This window comes from Desulfotalea psychrophila LSv54 (assembly GCF_000025945.1).
GTDB classification, from domain to species: domain Bacteria; phylum Desulfobacterota; class Desulfobulbia; order Desulfobulbales; family Desulfocapsaceae; genus Desulfotalea; species Desulfotalea psychrophila.
Genome location: NC_006138.1, coordinates 1116775 through 1132858 on the forward strand (window position 1 = coordinate 1116775; position 16084 = coordinate 1132858).

General features: G+C 45.7%; 13 protein-coding genes. 3 read left to right on the forward strand and 10 right to left on the reverse strand.

Annotated features, from left to right (window positions below; all coding sequences use genetic code 11):
- From DP_RS04970 to DP_RS18235, 4 genes are all read right to left on the reverse strand, one after another.
- Entirely contained in the window at positions 1 to 735 is a 735-nt protein-coding gene (locus DP_RS04970) for an amino acid ABC transporter ATP-binding protein (protein WP_011188232.1), read from the reverse strand.
- A complete protein-coding gene (locus DP_RS04975; RefSeq protein ID WP_011188233.1) occupies positions 732 to 1742 on the reverse strand; it encodes an amino acid ABC transporter permease in 1011 nt (336 codons plus the stop codon). The genes DP_RS04970 and DP_RS04975 overlap by 4 nt, the downstream gene beginning before the upstream one ends.
- A 104-nt stretch (positions 1743 to 1846) precedes the next feature.
- Positions 1847 to 2668 carry a transporter substrate-binding domain-containing protein gene (locus tag DP_RS04980; RefSeq protein WP_041277639.1) on the reverse strand — a complete coding sequence of 274 codons (822 nt, stop codon included), beginning with the start codon at positions 2666 to 2668 and terminating at the stop codon, positions 1847 to 1849.
- A 123-nt stretch (positions 2669 to 2791) separates the two neighbouring features.
- Positions 2792 to 2962: a hypothetical protein gene (locus DP_RS18235; protein ID WP_173362828.1), complete on the reverse strand. Its 171-nt coding sequence runs from the start codon at positions 2960 to 2962 to the stop codon at positions 2792 to 2794.
- 281 nt (positions 2963 to 3243) lie between these two features.
- Between DP_RS18235 and DP_RS04985 the strand changes: the two genes are divergently transcribed.
- Positions 3244 to 3447 (forward strand): hypothetical protein, encoded by a 204-nt coding sequence (locus tag DP_RS04985; RefSeq protein WP_041277640.1) that lies wholly within the window; start codon positions 3244 to 3246, stop codon positions 3445 to 3447.
- A gap of 76 nt (positions 3448 to 3523) precedes the next feature.
- Here DP_RS04985 and DP_RS04990 read toward each other — a convergent pair whose 3' ends face one another.
- The 4 genes from DP_RS04990 to DP_RS05005 all read right to left on the reverse strand — a co-directional run bounded on the left by DP_RS04990 (position 3524) and on the right by DP_RS05005 (position 11570).
- Positions 3524 to 3802 carry a hypothetical protein gene (locus tag DP_RS04990; RefSeq protein ID WP_011188236.1) on the reverse strand — a complete coding sequence of 93 codons (279 nt, stop codon included), beginning with the start codon at positions 3800 to 3802 and terminating at the stop codon, positions 3524 to 3526.
- Positions 3803 to 4036: 234 nt separating this feature from the next.
- Positions 4037 to 5020, reverse strand: coding sequence for an asparaginase (locus DP_RS04995; protein ID WP_041277641.1), 984 nt, complete (start codon positions 5018 to 5020; stop codon positions 4037 to 4039).
- 201 nt (positions 5021 to 5221) lie between these two features.
- On the reverse strand, positions 5222 to 9421 hold the full coding sequence (locus DP_RS05000; RefSeq protein ID WP_011188238.1) for a DEAD/DEAH box helicase: 4200 nt from the start codon (positions 9419 to 9421) through the stop codon (positions 5222 to 5224).
- 256 nt (positions 9422 to 9677) lie between these two features.
- Complete coding sequence (locus DP_RS05005; protein ID WP_041277642.1) at positions 9678 to 11570, reverse strand: SurA N-terminal domain-containing protein; 1893 nt, start codon at positions 11568 to 11570, stop codon at positions 9678 to 9680.
- Between the two features lie 551 nt (positions 11571 to 12121).
- Between DP_RS05005 and DP_RS05010 the strand changes: the two genes are divergently transcribed.
- Positions 12122 to 12442: a TusE/DsrC/DsvC family sulfur relay protein gene (locus DP_RS05010; protein ID WP_011188240.1), complete on the forward strand. Its 321-nt coding sequence runs from the start codon at positions 12122 to 12124 to the stop codon at positions 12440 to 12442.
- 216 nt (positions 12443 to 12658) lie between these two features.
- On the opposite strand, the gene DP_RS05015 is transcribed toward DP_RS05010, so the two are convergent.
- Together DP_RS05015 and DP_RS16665 are read right to left on the reverse strand one after the other, a co-directional pair.
- A complete protein-coding gene (locus tag DP_RS05015) occupies positions 12659 to 13060 on the reverse strand; it encodes a bactofilin family protein (protein ID WP_011188241.1) in 402 nt (133 codons plus the stop codon).
- Complete coding sequence (locus tag DP_RS16665) at positions 13050 to 14015, reverse strand: M23 family metallopeptidase (RefSeq protein ID WP_011188242.1); 966 nt, start codon at positions 14013 to 14015, stop codon at positions 13050 to 13052. Before DP_RS16665 ends, DP_RS05015 begins: the two co-directional genes overlap by 11 nt.
- Positions 14016 to 14242: 227 nt before the next feature.
- On the opposite strand from DP_RS16665, the gene DP_RS05025 reads away from it, so the two are divergent.
- Positions 14243 to 16081: an ABC-F family ATP-binding cassette domain-containing protein gene (locus DP_RS05025; RefSeq protein ID WP_011188243.1), complete on the forward strand. Its 1839-nt coding sequence runs from the start codon at positions 14243 to 14245 to the stop codon at positions 16079 to 16081.
- The last annotated feature ends 3 nt before the right edge of the window (positions 16082 to 16084 follow it).

Consider the following 16084-nt stretch of genomic DNA (forward strand, 5'->3'; position numbering starts at 1 on the left):
TTAGAGAATTTGTTTGAGGAAGAGTTTGGTGCGCTCGTTTTGCGGATTGGTGAAAAAATGTTCGGGCTTACCCTCTTCCTGGATTTGGCCATCATCCATGAAGACTACCCGGTCCGCAACCTCACGGGCAAAGCCCATTTCATGGGTGACCACCACCATGGTCATGCCCTCCTTAGCAAGATCTTGCATAACATCAAGTACCTCGCCTACCATTTCAGGATCAAGGGCTGAAGTTGGTTCGTCAAAGAGAAGTACCTTGGGTGACATGGCAAGGGATCTGGCAATGGCAACACGCTGCTGTTGACCGCCGGAGAGCTGGTCAGGATAGGCAGCGGCTTTCTGGGATAGGCCAACTTTTTCCAACAGTTCCATGGAGATTTTGTCCGCCTCCGCCTTGCGGGTCTTGCGTACAGATATCTGGGCCATGGTGATATTTTCCAGCACCGTGATATGGGGAAAGAGGTTGAAGGATTGGAAAACCATTCCTACCTCGGCCCGGACGGCATTAATAGCACATTTTGGATCAAGTATATTCACTCCATCGATAACAATGCTTCCCGCATCTGCATATTCCAATCGGTTAAGACAACGGAGAAAGGTTGACTTGCCGGAGCCGGAGGGGCCAATAACAACAACAACTTCAGCCGGTTTTACAGTTAGCGAAACATCTTTTAGCGCGTGCAATGTGCCGCTTGGGGTTTCAAAGTATTTATGGATGTTTTTGGCAGTGATCATCGCAGGCTTTTCCTTTCTAGATGTTGAACGCAAAGAGACAGGGCAAAGGTTAGAACAAGATAGAGAAGGGCGCAGGTTATCCACATCTCATAGGGCATAAGAGAGCTACTGACAATTTCTCTTGTGGCCTTAGTAACCTCTCGAATGGCAATTACACCGAGTAGCGATGAATCTTTAATAAGGCTAATAAACTGTCCGGCAAGTGGTGGCATAATACGTCGAAGTGCCTGGGGCAGGATGACCTTGCGCATAGATTCCGCATAGGTCAGCCCCAGAGAGCGAGCCGCCTCCATCTGGCCGCGATGCACAGACTGAATACCGGCCCGAACGATCTCGGCGGTATAGGCACCGGTAAAGGTGGCCAGGGCAATGACCCCGAACCAAAGGGGAGGAACGCCACCAATGCCTATTTGCGTGAGGAAGGCATTAATCAGGTTGCCCACCACAAAATACCATAGAAATATCTGTACCATCAGCGGGGTGCCACGGATGAGCTCGATATAGATAATGGAGAACCACTTGAGGAGCGGATTTTCAGAAACGCGGGACAGTCCGGTTAAGATACCAAGGGTAATACCTATAATTATGGCAAAGAAAGACACCTTGAGAGTAATCCATAAACTGATCAAGAGCATTCCAGGCTGGCTGACCTTATAGCTTGCCACCAGGTCTCCCTCGTAGGCATAATCACCCTCTGTGAGGAGAATCTCAGCATCGGCAGGTGCTTGCAAGGTTTCGGTATAGGCACCATCCATAATGCTAATGGAATATCCCTCTGGCCCTTTGATTATTTTTTCAATATCACCGGCAACCTCCGCACGGACCTCTATGGTTTTATCTAACCAAAAATACTGGGGAACCTGTTTCCAGTTCCAGTTATATTCAACGTAGGAGGATGCTACATAGGTAAAACCTATGACGACAAGCATGCAGACAACAATGGCGGAGCGCCAAAACATGAAATAGCCGCGACTTTTGGGGGCATCTAGGCCAGAGTAGCGAGACATAAAAAGCTCTTCAGGTAAAATAACGTAAAATGGGAGAGTGAGGTTGATGCCTCACTCCCCCTTCTGGTACTCAATGGGCGACAAAAGTCACATACTACATGATATTAACCGTCAATGAGAGATTCCCATTTGTTGCTCAGGAGCCATTTGGAGTAAATACGCTCATAGCGACCATCGTTCTTAAATTGAAAGAGGAAATTGTTAATAAAGTTAGTTAAATCAGGGTCACCCTGCTTAAAACCAATGGCCATGGGCTCAAAGGTGAAGGGCTCTTTGAGGAGAAAAGTTTTATCACCACCCATGCGTTTTTGTAATACCTCAAGTACATGAAGGTCATAAACAAAGGCATCCGCACGACCACTGATAACTTCCTGGGCGCTATCGCTTGGCTGATCAAAAGATTTATACTGAGCCTTAGGGAGATATTTTCTTGCTGCCTCTTCACCGGTGGTACCGATGCAGGAAACAATCTTCATCTCAGGCTTGTTGAGATTACGATAGAGACGTATATCTTTTTCCTTGGACATATTGACCATGATTCCCTGGCCCATGAGTACATAGGGGTTAGAAAAGGCGATTTTAAGATTACGCTGTTGGGTAAGGGTCATACCGGAGATGATGAGGTCAAACTTGTCCGAGAGAAGCGCGGGAATGAGACCATCAAAGTCCATATTAACAAACTTGACCTTTACGCCCATGGATTTTGCAATTTCTTTACCAAGCTCAACATCAAAGCCGATAAGACGACCCTGTTTATTTGTCATCTCAAACGGAGGATAGGAGGCATTGAGACCAATGCGGAGCTCTCCATTTTTTACAATCGTGTTTAAACTGGAAGATTTACTCAAATTAATGTCTGCTGCAAAGGCACAGGTAGACATAACCATGGTGAGCACCATGGCAATACATAACTTACCAAACTTCATCGCTTCTCTCCTCGGGGAAATAATTAGAAACAAAACAACTGGTTTGTTAGTTTAAATCGAATAACGACCAGTTAGAAATGCTCATAAAAATATTGGGTGATTTAGTAATAGTTGCTTGTAAAATCAGTACTTTCCTTCGGTCAAAATCTCTTTAATGACCATGGGGCGCCTGCACTTATCACACATTGGGATCTCTTCTTCCGGTACTGCTATAATTTTAGTTATGCGACAAATGGGACAAACAACCTCGATAAACTCACGTTTATACCGTGCTTTAAAGAATTTTCCAGACATATAGATCCTCCTGCAATTCTATGCTCTAAGGCAAAATTGTGTAATATACAAAAAAGTAATATCAATGGCAAGAACAAGACCTTCTTGAAAGATATATTATATCGCCATAAAAGATAAGATTTTTCCAAGAGAGCATCGGCCTTTTCCTTAAAAGGCATATTTGATCTAATACCGAGCTAAAAAAATTTGTTATCCTAAAGATATTTCGTATCCTTGTAAGGAGTACTCTCAAATGGAGTACCTGTCTTATCAAACTTTTTCCCATACTATAGGAGGATATCATGCTCGCAACGGATAACATTGCCTCAGCATTCCAGGCAATTTGTGAAGAGGTAGAAAAACTCAAAAAGAAAGAACACTCTAAAAAGGTGCTCAAGCGTCTCAAGACAATAATATTGATAGCAAAGCACCAGAGTGATATCCGTGGTCTAGCAAAGGAAAGTTGCTGCCATACTGAAAAAAAGCATAGCTGTAAGAAAGAGTAGGTAAAAAAGTAGAGAGGGTGGCTAGCCATCCTCTCTATGAGAGCGGGTAGGACGGTTTTGCTTAACCTCGTCAGATTTAAGACTCTAATTCTAAAACTCTCTTATCAAGTGCACTAACAAGAGAATCAAAGAGCATGTCTGTTGAAAGAATTTCATCATGGACAAAAGCCCCGAGCTCAAGCACACCATTGAGATCATCACGGCGGAAGTCTTGGCTATGATCCTGGGTATATTTTATGCTCAGTTCTGCTAAACGTTGACCTATTAAGCGAGTTTCTATCTGCTGCTTAAGATCCTTCAAATGTGCTATCAAATCTTCTTTGGCCAAATTTTTTACTAAAGTTGTCTTGTTCATTTATCAACCTTTTATTTTGCGGATCAATTTCTAATTCTACAGGTAATATATTACCCACGATGCCTTACTCTAATCTGCACATCGAGTGGCTGTGTTGAGCAGAAGAGCTGACAGGAGGGTAGATAAAAATATTCACATCAAACGGACAATACATAAAATAATGAATATTTACATGTTTTTATATAGGTCAGGGTGATGAGGAATTGCGGTTGCTGCCAGTCCCTTTACCTAGGATTAGAGAGAAAAGAGCTCTTGGAGTGAACTCCTGTCTACCTGGTTGCTGATTGCTATTTTGAGGAGCAACAGGGCCTTGGTGCCATTAAGGGCTCCGGCAGAGATACAGCCCATATCAATGAGTTCGGCGCCACCACCCGGGTAGTCATAGATGGGGGCAACCCCACCTCGAATGCAGCGGCTTGCCAGGACAACGGGAATGCCGGCCTGCAGTATATGCCGCACTGCCCCCACGGCAGTTGGAGGAATATTGCCTGCGCCAAAGCCTTCGATGACAAGGCCTTCTATCCCTTGGTTTAGTAGGTTGATGAGTAGTGATCCGGGCATACCGGGATAGGCGGTGACCAGGACAACATTGGCTGAAATCCCTTCTACTTTTTTGCCGATCTTATTGGCTCTTTTGCTGATATTTTGGTTGAGAATCAGGGTGCCTGCGGCAATCCTGCCCACAGCACCCCTGCTTTGGCTGACAAAGGGGTCCACGGAGAGGGAGTCCTGTTTTATGGCATCTTGGGCTGAAAATAACCAGTCAGCCATTTGTACCAGGACATCACCGCCTGGTGGCAGGCTAGTGCAGGCAATGAGGCCATTTTGCAGGTTGCGGATTCCATCGTAGCCAGCCTCGCCGAGGTGTCGCATTGATCCTGTTGTTATAACAGGTTTGCTGGTGGTCAGGGAGACATTGAGGACAAAGGAGGTTTCGGCAAGCAGGTCTGTGCCATGAAGGACGACAGCACCGGAGTAGTCATTCTTTTCGAGGAGTTGGTCGATGTCGTGGGCAAGTTGGAGCATATGTTCAGGAGTCATATGTGGGCTGGGAATATCAGCCCAGAAAATGGCCTCTACTTCAATATCGTCCCGAGGGGCAAGGCTTGCCAGGATCTGTTCAAAATTATTATCAGGAGAGACACCAAGTCCACTATCGCTTGGGCTCATGCCAATGGTTCCGCCGGTAATGAACACTGCAATTTTGTTGTTTTTCATGGGATCTTCCTGGGCAGGGTGGCTTGAAAAGTGGAAACTTCGACAAGGAGTAGGTTCCGACTCCGAGGCTGGCCTTATCACTGAGGATGATATTGGCTCTCCCCTTACAGTCAAGCGAAGATATTTGCAGAAAAGGACCCTTCTGCAAGGTTTCTTGGAGGCGTACCACTGTCCGGTGGTACGCCTCTAGGCTATTGCGGTCTAGTCATCACTTCGGATAAGGTCCAACAGATCGTCGGAACTCATCTTGGCACTAATGTCGGTACCTTCGAGCAGGCTTCCGGCCAGGTCTCGTTTCTCCTGGTGAAGTTTAACAATCTTTTCTTCAATAGAGTTTTTGGAAACCAGACGATAAACGGTCACCGGACGTGTTTGCCCAATACGGTGGGCACGATCGGATGCCTGATCTTCGATGGCAGGGTTCCACCATGGATCCATATGTAGGACGTAGTCGGCTGCGGTAAGGTTCAAGCCCAGTCCACCGGCCTTGAGACTGATCAGAAAGAGATCACCCTTTCCTGCCTGGAAGTCATTAACGCCTTTTTCTCGCATCTTGCTACTGGTACTACCATCAAGATATTGGTAGGAGATACCCCGTTCATCCAGATATTCGCGGATGATGTGTAGATGGCCAATAAACTGGCTGAAGACAAGGGCCTTATGGTTGCCACCGAGAAGCTCCTCAACGACGTCACCAAAGACCTTCATTTTGGAACTGGAGATCGAGGTGTTTTTGTCAATAAGACGAGGGTTGCAACAGGCCTGACGGAGCTTCATGATCTCTGTCAGAATCTGCAGATGTCTTCCCTTACGATCTTTATTTCCCTCAAGTATATCAAGAGCATTCTGGCGAAGAGCTTCGTAAAAATGTCTCTCCTCTTCACTCATCTGTACTTCTAAGGTGATCTCTGTACGCGGTGGCAGTTCGTCCAGTACCTCGGATTTGATGCGACGGAGGATGAAGGGACGAATAAGCTTTTTCAGTTTCGTTCGTGCTTCACGGTCCTGATATCTCTCTATGGGAATAGCAAAATTCTCGTTAAAACTTTGTAGGGTGCCCAGAAGGCCTGGGTTAACAAAGTGAAGCAGGTTCCACAGTTCGCCCAGATGATTTTCAATGGGTGTACCGGTGGTGATGAGTTTGAATTTGGCCTTTAATCCCATCGCCGCTTTAGATCTCTTAGTGGCAGCATTCTTGATTGCCTGAGCCTCATCGAGGACAACCGTCTGCCAGTCTACCCCGGAGAGGAGTTCTGATTCCTGCTGGAGAAGGGTATAGGTGGTGATAAGGAGATCATGGCTGCCGAGATCTTCAATGGTTTTTTTGCGATCACCATGGGCAAGCACCTTAAGCTTAAGGGTAGGGGTGAATTTTTTTACCTCTGCCCTCCAGTTATTGGCAACCGATGTCGGAGCCACAACAAGTGTGGGGCCGTTCTCAGAAAGTGTTAAGATAAGAGCAAGTGATTGCAGGGTCTTACCAAGTCCCATATCATCAGCAAGACAACCGCCAACACCCCAGTGGGCAAGGCGGCCAAGCCAGCTAAAACCCTCTAGCTGATAATCTCTAAGTTCTGCCTGAAGGGTTGTTGGTAGCACTGGCTGATAGTTCTGAACATCTTTTATGTCGGTGAGCTGTTTTTTCCAACCCTGATCCGCAAAAGTATTGGCATGTTCAGCCAGTTTTTCAAGGGGAAGTGCCGCAAGGGGGTGGATAAGGATCTCATTGCCATCACCTTCAATATCATCGCCAAAAACGGACATTTCCTCGAGACGTTTTTTAAACTCCTGGGTAAGAGCGATAAATTGACCATTACCAATTTCGACAAATCTACTGGAGCCTTTTTTCAGCTTTACCAGGAGATCCTTGAGCTCTATGACGTGATCCTGGTCGATGACAATCTCTCCACTCATGGCAAACCAATTTTGCCGGTTGGTACGAATTTTGAGATTTAAATTACTTGGCGAAATTTGGTGGGCGATCGTCAGTTTTTCTCCTTCGGGCCATTCGATGATGATTTTGTCCTGTATGGCCTGAAGCTCGGTAAGTGCCTGGAGACAATCGTCTGGATCCTGGAGATGCCATTCACGGTCGTTGTCCTGTTCGAGGTCAACAGCCAGATCAAGAATTGGACATAATTCCTCAATATCGCGGGCCTTGTGCTCTTCCTGTGATAGGTCTCTTTTGGTCTGGAGACGTTTGCCCTTTACCTCTGCCATGATATTTTCTACACCTTGGCCAGGTTTGAGGTAATGATCTCCGTCTTTGAAAGGTTTAACAAACATCTCAAGGCGAAATCCGGAGCCGTATGGGATGAGGTGCATATAGATGCTGGAGTCTGCTTCCACAATGGTAACATTATGATTGTGTTGGCTTATATCAGCAGCAATAGCGGAGTGGACGGTCATAAAAGAGGAGATATTGCCGATGGCAGTGAGTACCTGATCACTTGCTGACAGGGGCACAGTCATTCCATCCTTGCCGGTAATCTGACCAATTCTCCTGTGATTCTCATTGATGGCGATGACCTTAACCCGGGTCGGGGTTTCAAAATGATAATTGACGTTATCACTTGAAACGGGCTGAGCAAAGCGGATGTGGAGGTTTTCACCTCGTTCCTCTACTAATAGTTCTGGCTCACCTTCAACAAATTCAACAGGAGTTGTGGGTGAATTTGCTAGAAAGAGGTGGGGGTGACTCACCAAGGCAAGTAATGTCTTATCCCGATCAAGAGAGTAGCTTGTACTATGGGTTTCGGGATTGTAGTTTTTCTTAATGGTTGCGCAGATCTTTCTGTCCTGAGGGGTGAGATAGGTCAGCTTGGTATTTTGGTAGAGGCGACTCAGGGACATCGGCCGTCCCTTGCTCCAATGACCGGAACTGGTCAGCTTTTGTTCTCTTGGCGTAAGAGAGATCTCTTTGCCATCTTTTTTCTTTTTCTCACCGGTCGCGACCATCCAGGCAAGGCGTATTTCCTGGCTCGGGTCATTGGCGTTTGCGGTAACTGTGGCAGAGATTAATGCCTGAAGGCTTCGACGCCATGGCTCTTCTGCCTTGAGCAGAGGAAGAAGCTTGGGTAATTGTCCGACAGTCTCTAATTGATTTACAGTTTCTTCAGCTAATTCTTTACCCTCTTCGACGTCTGCCTTTGTTTCGGTAAGTATTTCTCTGAGAACGATGCTGAAAAAATTATATTCGCTTAGAGTAGCCTTGTCATGGAGATTTCTTAGTTCCTGTTCAAGTTCTGGCGAAATTGTACTGTTAAGCCAGTATTGACAGAGGCCAGCAAAGACAAGGGTTAGAGCCGTGGGGTCAGATTCGTCTGAGATAGCAACTTCATCATCTTGATTATGATTATTGAGATGAGAGTTGAGAACTGTTGCCAGAAAATTGTAGGAATCTGTTTCTGCAGAGCCAGCAAAGAGACTGAGGGCCGTGCCAATCTGGGAGGCCGTTTCTGTAAAGCCTTCCTTGCCCTTAGCGCTCAGGAGGCAGAGAATGTGGAAAAGGCCAAAGGGACCAAAAATTGCCGCCTGCTCACTGCCGCTAAGTTTACGTAAAAATTGCAGGTCATTTTCAAATGCCTGCAGAGCCTCGTCGGTTTTTCCCTGAAGGAAGAGGGCTGAACCAAGGGCACCGGTTCCCTGAAAAGAATCGGTATGGTCGGCAACAAGTAGCTCTGCCTCTTCTGATCTTGCCTGCATAAGGAGCTGGGTGGCGAGGAGTCTGCGAAAGGGAATTTTCTCGTCATCGGTGAGGTGCTCAAGCTCTTCACTGCTGCTTATGAAATTGTGGATCTCGGGATAGTCACTGAGACTTGCCTGGGCATATTGCAGAACTGTACTGAGTAGATAAAATTGGAAAGATGCGGGAATTCCCCGGAACCAATCGGCATCAAATGGGTGTGCTATGACTCGTACAGTTGGTGGCTCTGCCGGGACAATTTCTTTGCATTGGGTGGAGAGAAACTCTGAGGCCTCATCGATAAGATCAAAGTCTTGAGTATAGATACCAATTCTCATCTCGCGTAAAGCACGCCAACACCTTGTTGACCATTTACCATAGTAATAGGAAACTGGTGCCTCTTCACGAATTGTCTTGGCATAGAGGTCAAAGACATCTTCAGCAATACACATTTTGCTCAGTGTCTCTACCATTTCAGCAACACATTGTCTCTCCGCTGTGATAAGACCAAATTCCTCAAACTTATTGAAATAATGATTTAAATTGGCCGCAGTGGGTTTGCTGCCGCGAGCATTTTTCAGCTCAAGCTTGCGCAGACAATTAACTATCAGTGTGGTATGAGCGGGCTCATAGACAATAGAGAGGAACTTTAAAAGAGATTGTTCAAAGCTGGAAAGCTTGTCGTATTGGGCAAATAAATCGGTTTGAGTTGACATAATGTGTGATTCTGTCCGTGTCTTGAATGCTTGATCGTTGGCTTAAGAAAGGTCTCAAATAGTAAAGACAATAAAAAATTAAAGCCCCCCCCGCCTTGATAACGAATCAAAATCGAACAATGCTTGGCTTTTCACGGAGACTTTTCAGCTTTAGGCTTGTGTTACTTTGTAGTTACTACAAAGGGAATTTTGCTTTTGTGGAAGATGAGGTGTGAAACAGCCAAGTCGCCTCAATGGCGGCTTGGCTATTATTCTTTTACAGGCTCTGGTTACGTTCAATCTGTGCATTTTTTTGCTGAAAGATAAGCCATGCAGAGAGAAGCATCTGTTGCTTGTTGTTTAATATACCAGAAATATAACGTTCTTTTTCTGGGGCGGTCAAAGATGCACTAGGGGTGTTGCGTCCTATGTAGGAGTAGACGTAGTAGCTACCGTCTGCCTGGCCAATGGTATCAGGACTTGTTTTTTGTGGTGAAAGAAGAAAAATTTGTTCCAAAAGGGTCTGGGGAAACGTTCCACTATCACCTTGGCGAAGGAGGAAGTCTGTTTTTTCAGTTTGAACTCCTGTCTGCTCAGCGAGGGTGGTAAATGTTTCTTTACCCTCATGCAGTCCCTTGAGAAATTCTTCGGCCTTTTTCTTGGCAAGTTCATTGGCAAGATAGTTACGATAATCCTCTGTTGCTCTGTCTCTTACTTTGGCAAGTGTCGGTGTTGCCGGCGTATTTATGTCATCAACATAGATAACCGCATATCCTGAATCTGTTTGCAATAGAGAGCTGAGCTCTTTTTTGCCCAAGGCAAAGGCCTTTTCTAAGAAGAGCTTATTGTCCTTGAGATTGGCGGGAGGATTTTGTTGGGAGAAATAGTCTGTTGTGATTGCAGGCGTCTCGGGATGTTTCTTTGTATATGCTTGCAAATTGCCTGCCCCGATAATTCCTTCGTAGGCATTATTGGCAAGTTGGAAGGCAAGTGCCTTGGCCTGATCCTGTTGAAGAGATAGGGCAATCTGCTCCCGCACCTTGTCAAGGGATTTGGTTTTGGCCTCTTGGATACCTTCAAGCTTAATAATATGGTAACCAAAGTTGGTTTTTACAATACCGCTTATGTCACCATTTTTTAGGGTAAAGACAGCATCTGCAAAGGGAGGAATCATTTCAGCGCGGGCAAAAAATCCCAGGTCTCCGCCTTCGCTCTTGCTTGGCCCTTCAGAAAATTGCCTGGCTAGTTGGGCGAAATCTTCGTCTGCCTGAGCCTTTTTCAGGACGTTCTCAGCCTTTTTTAGCTGTGCCTGTTGTTTCTCGTCGCTATCTCCTGGAGAGACCACAAAGAGAATGTGACGGGCGTGACGTTTCTCTGCTAAGCGAAATGTGTTTAAGTGTGACTGGTAGTAATTATTGATTGCCGCCTCATCAAGAGATATTTTCTCTTGGATTGTGGCATAATCATAGGCGAGGTAGGTGAGTTTGACCTCTGGACTTTTTTTGTAATTATCCTTTGCCTCTTTAAACCACTGAGCAAGTGCTGGTTCTTCAACGCTTACCTGTGAACTAAAGTCTTTTGGAGAAAAGCTGGCAAAATCGACGGAAACGCCTTCGTTGGCCTGACCGTAAAATTCTTCTATTTCAAAATCTGAAGCATGGGCACTGAACTCATTGATTGCCCTAGCTGTTTTCTCGGCGAGCATATCGTGACGAATATTTGCTTCAAATTTGCTTGGGCTGAGTCTATTAGCAGCAAGGATTGAGTTGTAGGACTTGACGTCAAAGGCACCATCTTTGTGGAACTGAGGCATAGCCTGGATAGCATGTTGGATCTCTACAGCGCTAAGCTGTACACCCATCTGTTTACCACCCTGGCGCAATAATTCCTGTTGAACCAATCGATTCACAACCTGATCTTTCAGACCCAGAGCATCGGCCATTCCCTTTGGAACTTTGCCGCCAAATTGGTCGCTGAGCTGTTGGAAGGCCTGGTCGTATGCTTGTTGGAATTGCTGAAGGCTAATTTCTTCACCATTGACAACAATTGCCGCTTCCGACTTGTTCATCATATTGGCACCAACTCCCCAAAAGATAAAAACAAGAGCAATGACAACAACGATGATTTGGATGAATATCGATTGTGCTTTGTTCCGAAATATCTGAAGCATAGTTCTACACAAAATTATGGTTAGTGAAAAAATAAGAAGAACACATCCCTCTACTGTCTCGTGTTCTCAGCCTCAAGTAAAAGTAAGCAAGCTACTATTAATGGCATAAATTATATGAAAAAAGCCAACGGATGAACTTACACATTCTTTTGCCTCTTCGCAAGAAAAAAGGTTTATTTTCCTATGGAAAGGGCCATAAAGATTCTCCCGTAATGCGTTAGGTTGAGAAGGGGGAGGTCTTTTGAATTTGATGAGATTTGCTGCTAGAAGGGCGTTTTCTCTGCTCGTTACGGGGTTTTGCCCCGGGTGAGATTGCCTGCTGAGCTTTTTTTGAGAAGGAGGGCTTATCTTAAGTTGTGGAGAATAGGCGAAAATGGAATGGCCCCCTCCATATCAATTATTTTTAAAAACAGACGAATTTCTCTTATGTAAAAAAATCGCATTTTCTTGACAAAGAAAATGCACTATAGTAATAAAGCAGGGACAGATTTATCTGTAGAGTAAAAAACGGCTACTTATAGCCACAATGAATATCCACTAGGAGGTTTGAAATGCCAACACTTGAACATAATGGATCATCTTTCCAGGTAGACGAAGACGGATTCCTTCTTACAGGAATGGAAGAATTCAACGAAGATTGGATTGAGTACGTAAGTAGCGTTGAAGGTATCGAAGAGTTGACCGACGAGCACAGGAAGGTTATTGATTCTCTTCAAGAGTACTACAAGAAGAACGGAATCGCTCCTATGGTTCGTATTCTTTCTAAGACCACTGGTTTCCCATTAAAGAGAATCTACGAGCTCTTTCCTTCAGGACCAGGAAAGGGAGCTTGTAAAATGGCTGGACTTCCTAAGCCTACAGGTTGTGTATAAGTAATTAGCAGTCTGGTTTTGCAGTTAAAGGGTTGTTGCATTTATTTGCAACAGCCCTTTTTTTTTGTCTGCGTTTAAGCCTTGTTGCGCCTATTGTTGTCGCCGAGATGAGGCAAAGGTCATGGCATTTGTTACGTACTGAATCCCTTCAGGGGAAAGGCACAGTCTTCTCAATTGCTATGGTTTGTGTTTCTTGAGGTGGAGAGGAGGGGGGGGTTATTTTTTCTTTTCTGGTAAAGGGGGAGCGACCTGTTTTTTCAGAGCGGCCTTTACCTCTCCTTCAATTCCTGCCCCAGGCTCAACGGTCAGGCTTGTCGATTCAATTGTACCGACGATGCAACAGTCCTTTCTAGCGGTGAGGAGACCTGTCTTTATGTTACCGAGTAGAGAGCCAAAACAGTTAAAGGAATCTAGTTGGAGATTGCCCTCTATTTTGCCTGATTCGCTGAGAATGAGGTGTTCTCCCCGGATGTTTCCTATGACTGTGCCGTCAATACGCGTCTTGCCCTTAAAGGAAATTTCTCCAGTAATTGTCATGGATTTATCAATGATTGAGGCAATTGCTTCGCCGTCAATTTTTTTCAAAGTGCTTTCAACATTTGTGGATTTACCGAACATGTGCGACCTTTCTTTTCTTTTTAGGGATTTTGATAGCTAAATATTTACTTGGATTTATCGTTTTCCTGTTCAGGATAACTTCATAATGAAGGTGGGGGCCTGTTGATCTGCCGGAGTTGCCCACAAGCCCAATTGTCTGGCCTCTCTGTATTTTGTCACCCTTTCTTACAAGAAACTTTTTCATATGACCGTATGCTGTTTTGTAGCCATTTTTATGGCTTATGAGCACGTAGTTGCCGTAGCCGCCGTTGTAGAAGGCCTTTTCAACAATGCCGTCTCCTGTGGCAATGATCTTATCGCCTCTCCTGCCCCGAATGTCGACACCGGAGTGAAAGGCCGCCTTGCTGTTGAGTGGGTCGGCGCGCGGACCGTATCGAGATGTTATTTTTCCTGGAATTGGTCGGCCTAGAGGAAGTGTCCGGAGTATTTGTACATATTTTTCAGCTTGAAGGATGAGGGGGGTGTAGGCACCATCTGTGTTGGCAATATAGGGACCACCGCTGTTTTCCCTGGAGCTTTTCGGGATAATTTTATTGATCTTGATACCTATTCCACCCATAATATCTTCTATGAGCTTGCTACGTTCCTTGAGGTCGCTGATGGTTGTAGAAATAAGCTCTTCTCTTTCAGCCTTGAATGTTTCTGTCTGCTCTGCCTTCTCCTCTTTCAGGAAGGAAAGCTGTTGAGTGAGCTGTAGCTCTTTGCTTTTGCTTTTTTGGCTGACTACTGAGAGTTGCTTTTGGACCTGCCCAAGCCGGTTTTCCAGTTTACTGAGCTTATTATCCATATAGCGATTGCTTGTCCAGAGGCCAAGGGAGGAAAATGTGGCGATGCCGAATATGGAAAGGAGGATGGAGGCGCTGGCGATGGTAATGTACAGTGTCCTTTTGGAAAGTTGGATGCGAAATATCTTGCCATTATCTTTAGCGATAATGAAATGAAATAGATCATTCATATGTGTTTTTTTTGAAAGGAGGGATGTGTTTTGAGGAAATAAAACACCTCGTCAGATTGTTTTGGACTTGGTAGGATGAGAAAAACTACCATTATTTTTATTGTATATAGTATATTTATACTCGCTGTACTGTAAATTCGCAACTGTAAAAAAATTAGGGCATGCTACTTCATCTGTGCATGCTCAGGGTCTAATTACGGTTATTATTTGATTCTGTTGGGATTCCTATGTCACATTTATTGAGCTGTAAAGAACTTTCCAAGGCCTTTGGAGCAAGAAGGCTTTTTGAGAATATTGATCTTGTTATACATCAGGGAGATCGAATTGGACTTGTGGGCCCTAATGGCTCTGGCAAGTCAACTTTGTTGAAGATACTCTGTACCAAGGAGGATGCGGATAGCGGTCAGGTGCTTTGCCAGAAAAAGGTGCGGTTGAGTTACCTTGCTCAGGAAGAGATCTTTGTTGATGGGCAGAGCATTGCAGACAATCTGTTCCATGCCCTTGATGGAGAGCCTCTGAACGATATTGAGAAGCATACCCGTGTCCATGAGTTGCTTTCCCGGGCGGAGTTTGAGGATTCAAGCCTCCTTGTCGGTGTGCTGTCTGGAGGTTGGAGAAAACGTCTCTCTATCTGTCGCTCTCTGCTGGTTGATCCGGATGTCCTTATCATGGATGAGCCCACAAACCATCTTGATATTGAAGGGATCTTGTGGCTTGAAAAACTTTTACTCAGTGGTAGAACGAATCTTGCTGCCTATCTGCTAGTGAGTCATGATCGAAGGTTTTTAGAAAATTGTACCAATAAAATCGTTGAACTTTCTGCCGCCTACCCAGAGGGCATTTTTCAAGTTGCTGGTAACTATTCCCGCTTTTTGGCCGAGCGTGCTACTTTCTTAGAGGGGCAGGCCTTGGAGGAGGAGCGCCTGGTTAATAAGCTTCGCAGGGAGGCTGAATGGCTGAGTCGAGGCCCCAAGGCGAGGAGTACCAAGGCTCGTTATCGTATCGATGAGGCCTATAAGCTCATGGATAAGGTCGGTGAGGTAAAAGCCCGTAATCGAATGCAAACGGATGTGCAAATCGACTTCGATGTGACGGGGCGTCGGACCAAGAAGCTTTTGGAGGCCTCGGGTATTGGTAAGAGCTATGATGGAAGACAGCTCTTTGAAAACCTTGATCTGGTTCTCTCGCCGGGTAGTAAACTTGGTTTGCTGGGTCGCAACGGTTGTGGCAAATCAACCCTGATGAAGTTACTTGCTGCCAGCGTGGAAGAGGGTGGCTTTGCTCCGGATACCGGCACAATCCGTACAGCAGATAAGATTCGTATTGTCTCCTTTGATCAAAATAGAGAAAATATTAATCCGAACATCAGCCTGCGTCGGGCCCTTGCCCCGGATGGAGACTCCGTTGTCTTTCAGGATCGTCTGATTCATGTTGTCTCTTGGGCTAAGAAGTTTCTCTTTGATGTGGAGCAGTTGGAAACCCCTGTAGGACAGCTCTCGGGTGGCGAGCAGGCTAGGATTTTAATTGCCGACCTTATGCGTAAACCTGCTGATATTCTGCTTTTAGATGAGCCCACCAACGATCTTGATATTCCCTCTTTGGCTGTGCTTGAGGAGAGTCTCTTGGAGTTTAGTGGAGCCCTGGTGCTTGTGACTCATGATCGTTTTCTTCTTGATCGTATCTGTGATAGATTACTCGGTTTTGGCGCTCAGGACAGTCCTATTTATTATGCAAGCTATCAACAGTGGTTGGAAGAAATTGCCGGGTCGAGGAAAAAGGTGAAGGCCCCCGTCGCTGCCCCTGTCGCTAACCCGGAGAAGAGCAAAAATTTTGGTGCCGGCAAGCTCTCCTATATGGATCAGCGCGAGTACGACGGTCTTGAAGAGGGGATTGCCTCTGCCGAGGCCCTGGCTGAGGAGCTTGAGGCCGAGATGGTTTTGCCGGAGGTTGTGGCCGATGCAGCCCGTTTGGGCGCGTGTTGGGAGAAGGTTGAGCAGGCGCGGGCAGAGGTAGATCGTCTCTATCTGCGTTGGGAGGTGTTGGAAGAGAAGAAGGGTGGCCAGTAAAAG

Coding starts and splice junctions, on each gene's coding strand:
- DP_RS16665 (WP_011188242.1), bottom strand. CDS start 14,015: ATGAATGATCTATTTCATTTCATTATCGCTAAAGATAATGGCAAGATA.
- DP_RS05015 (WP_011188241.1), bottom strand. CDS start 13,060: ATGTTCGGTAAATCCACAAATGTTGAAAGCACTTTGAAAAAAATTGAC.
- DP_RS05025 (WP_011188243.1), top strand. CDS start 14,243: ATGTCACATTTATTGAGCTGTAAAGAACTTTCCAAGGCCTTTGGAGCA.
- DP_RS05005 (WP_041277642.1), bottom strand. CDS start 11,570: ATGCTTCAGATATTTCGGAACAAAGCACAATCGATATTCATCCAAATC.
- DP_RS05010 (WP_011188240.1), top strand. CDS start 12,122: ATGCCAACACTTGAACATAATGGATCATCTTTCCAGGTAGACGAAGAC.
- DP_RS04990 (WP_011188236.1), bottom strand. CDS start 3,802: ATGAACAAGACAACTTTAGTAAAAAATTTGGCCAAAGAAGATTTGATA.
- DP_RS04975 (WP_011188233.1), bottom strand. CDS start 1,742: ATGTCTCGCTACTCTGGCCTAGATGCCCCCAAAAGTCGCGGCTATTTC.
- DP_RS04995 (WP_041277641.1), bottom strand. CDS start 5,020: ATGAAAAACAACAAAATTGCAGTGTTCATTACCGGCGGAACCATTGGC.
- DP_RS04985 (WP_041277640.1), top strand. CDS start 3,244: ATGCTCGCAACGGATAACATTGCCTCAGCATTCCAGGCAATTTGTGAA.
- DP_RS18235 (WP_173362828.1), bottom strand. CDS start 2,962: ATGTCTGGAAAATTCTTTAAAGCACGGTATAAACGTGAGTTTATCGAG.
- DP_RS04980 (WP_041277639.1), bottom strand. CDS start 2,668: ATGAAGTTTGGTAAGTTATGTATTGCCATGGTGCTCACCATGGTTATG.
- DP_RS05000 (WP_011188238.1), bottom strand. CDS start 9,421: ATGTCAACTCAAACCGATTTATTTGCCCAATACGACAAGCTTTCCAGC.
- DP_RS04970 (WP_011188232.1), bottom strand. CDS start 735: ATGATCACTGCCAAAAACATCCATAAATACTTTGAAACCCCAAGCGGC.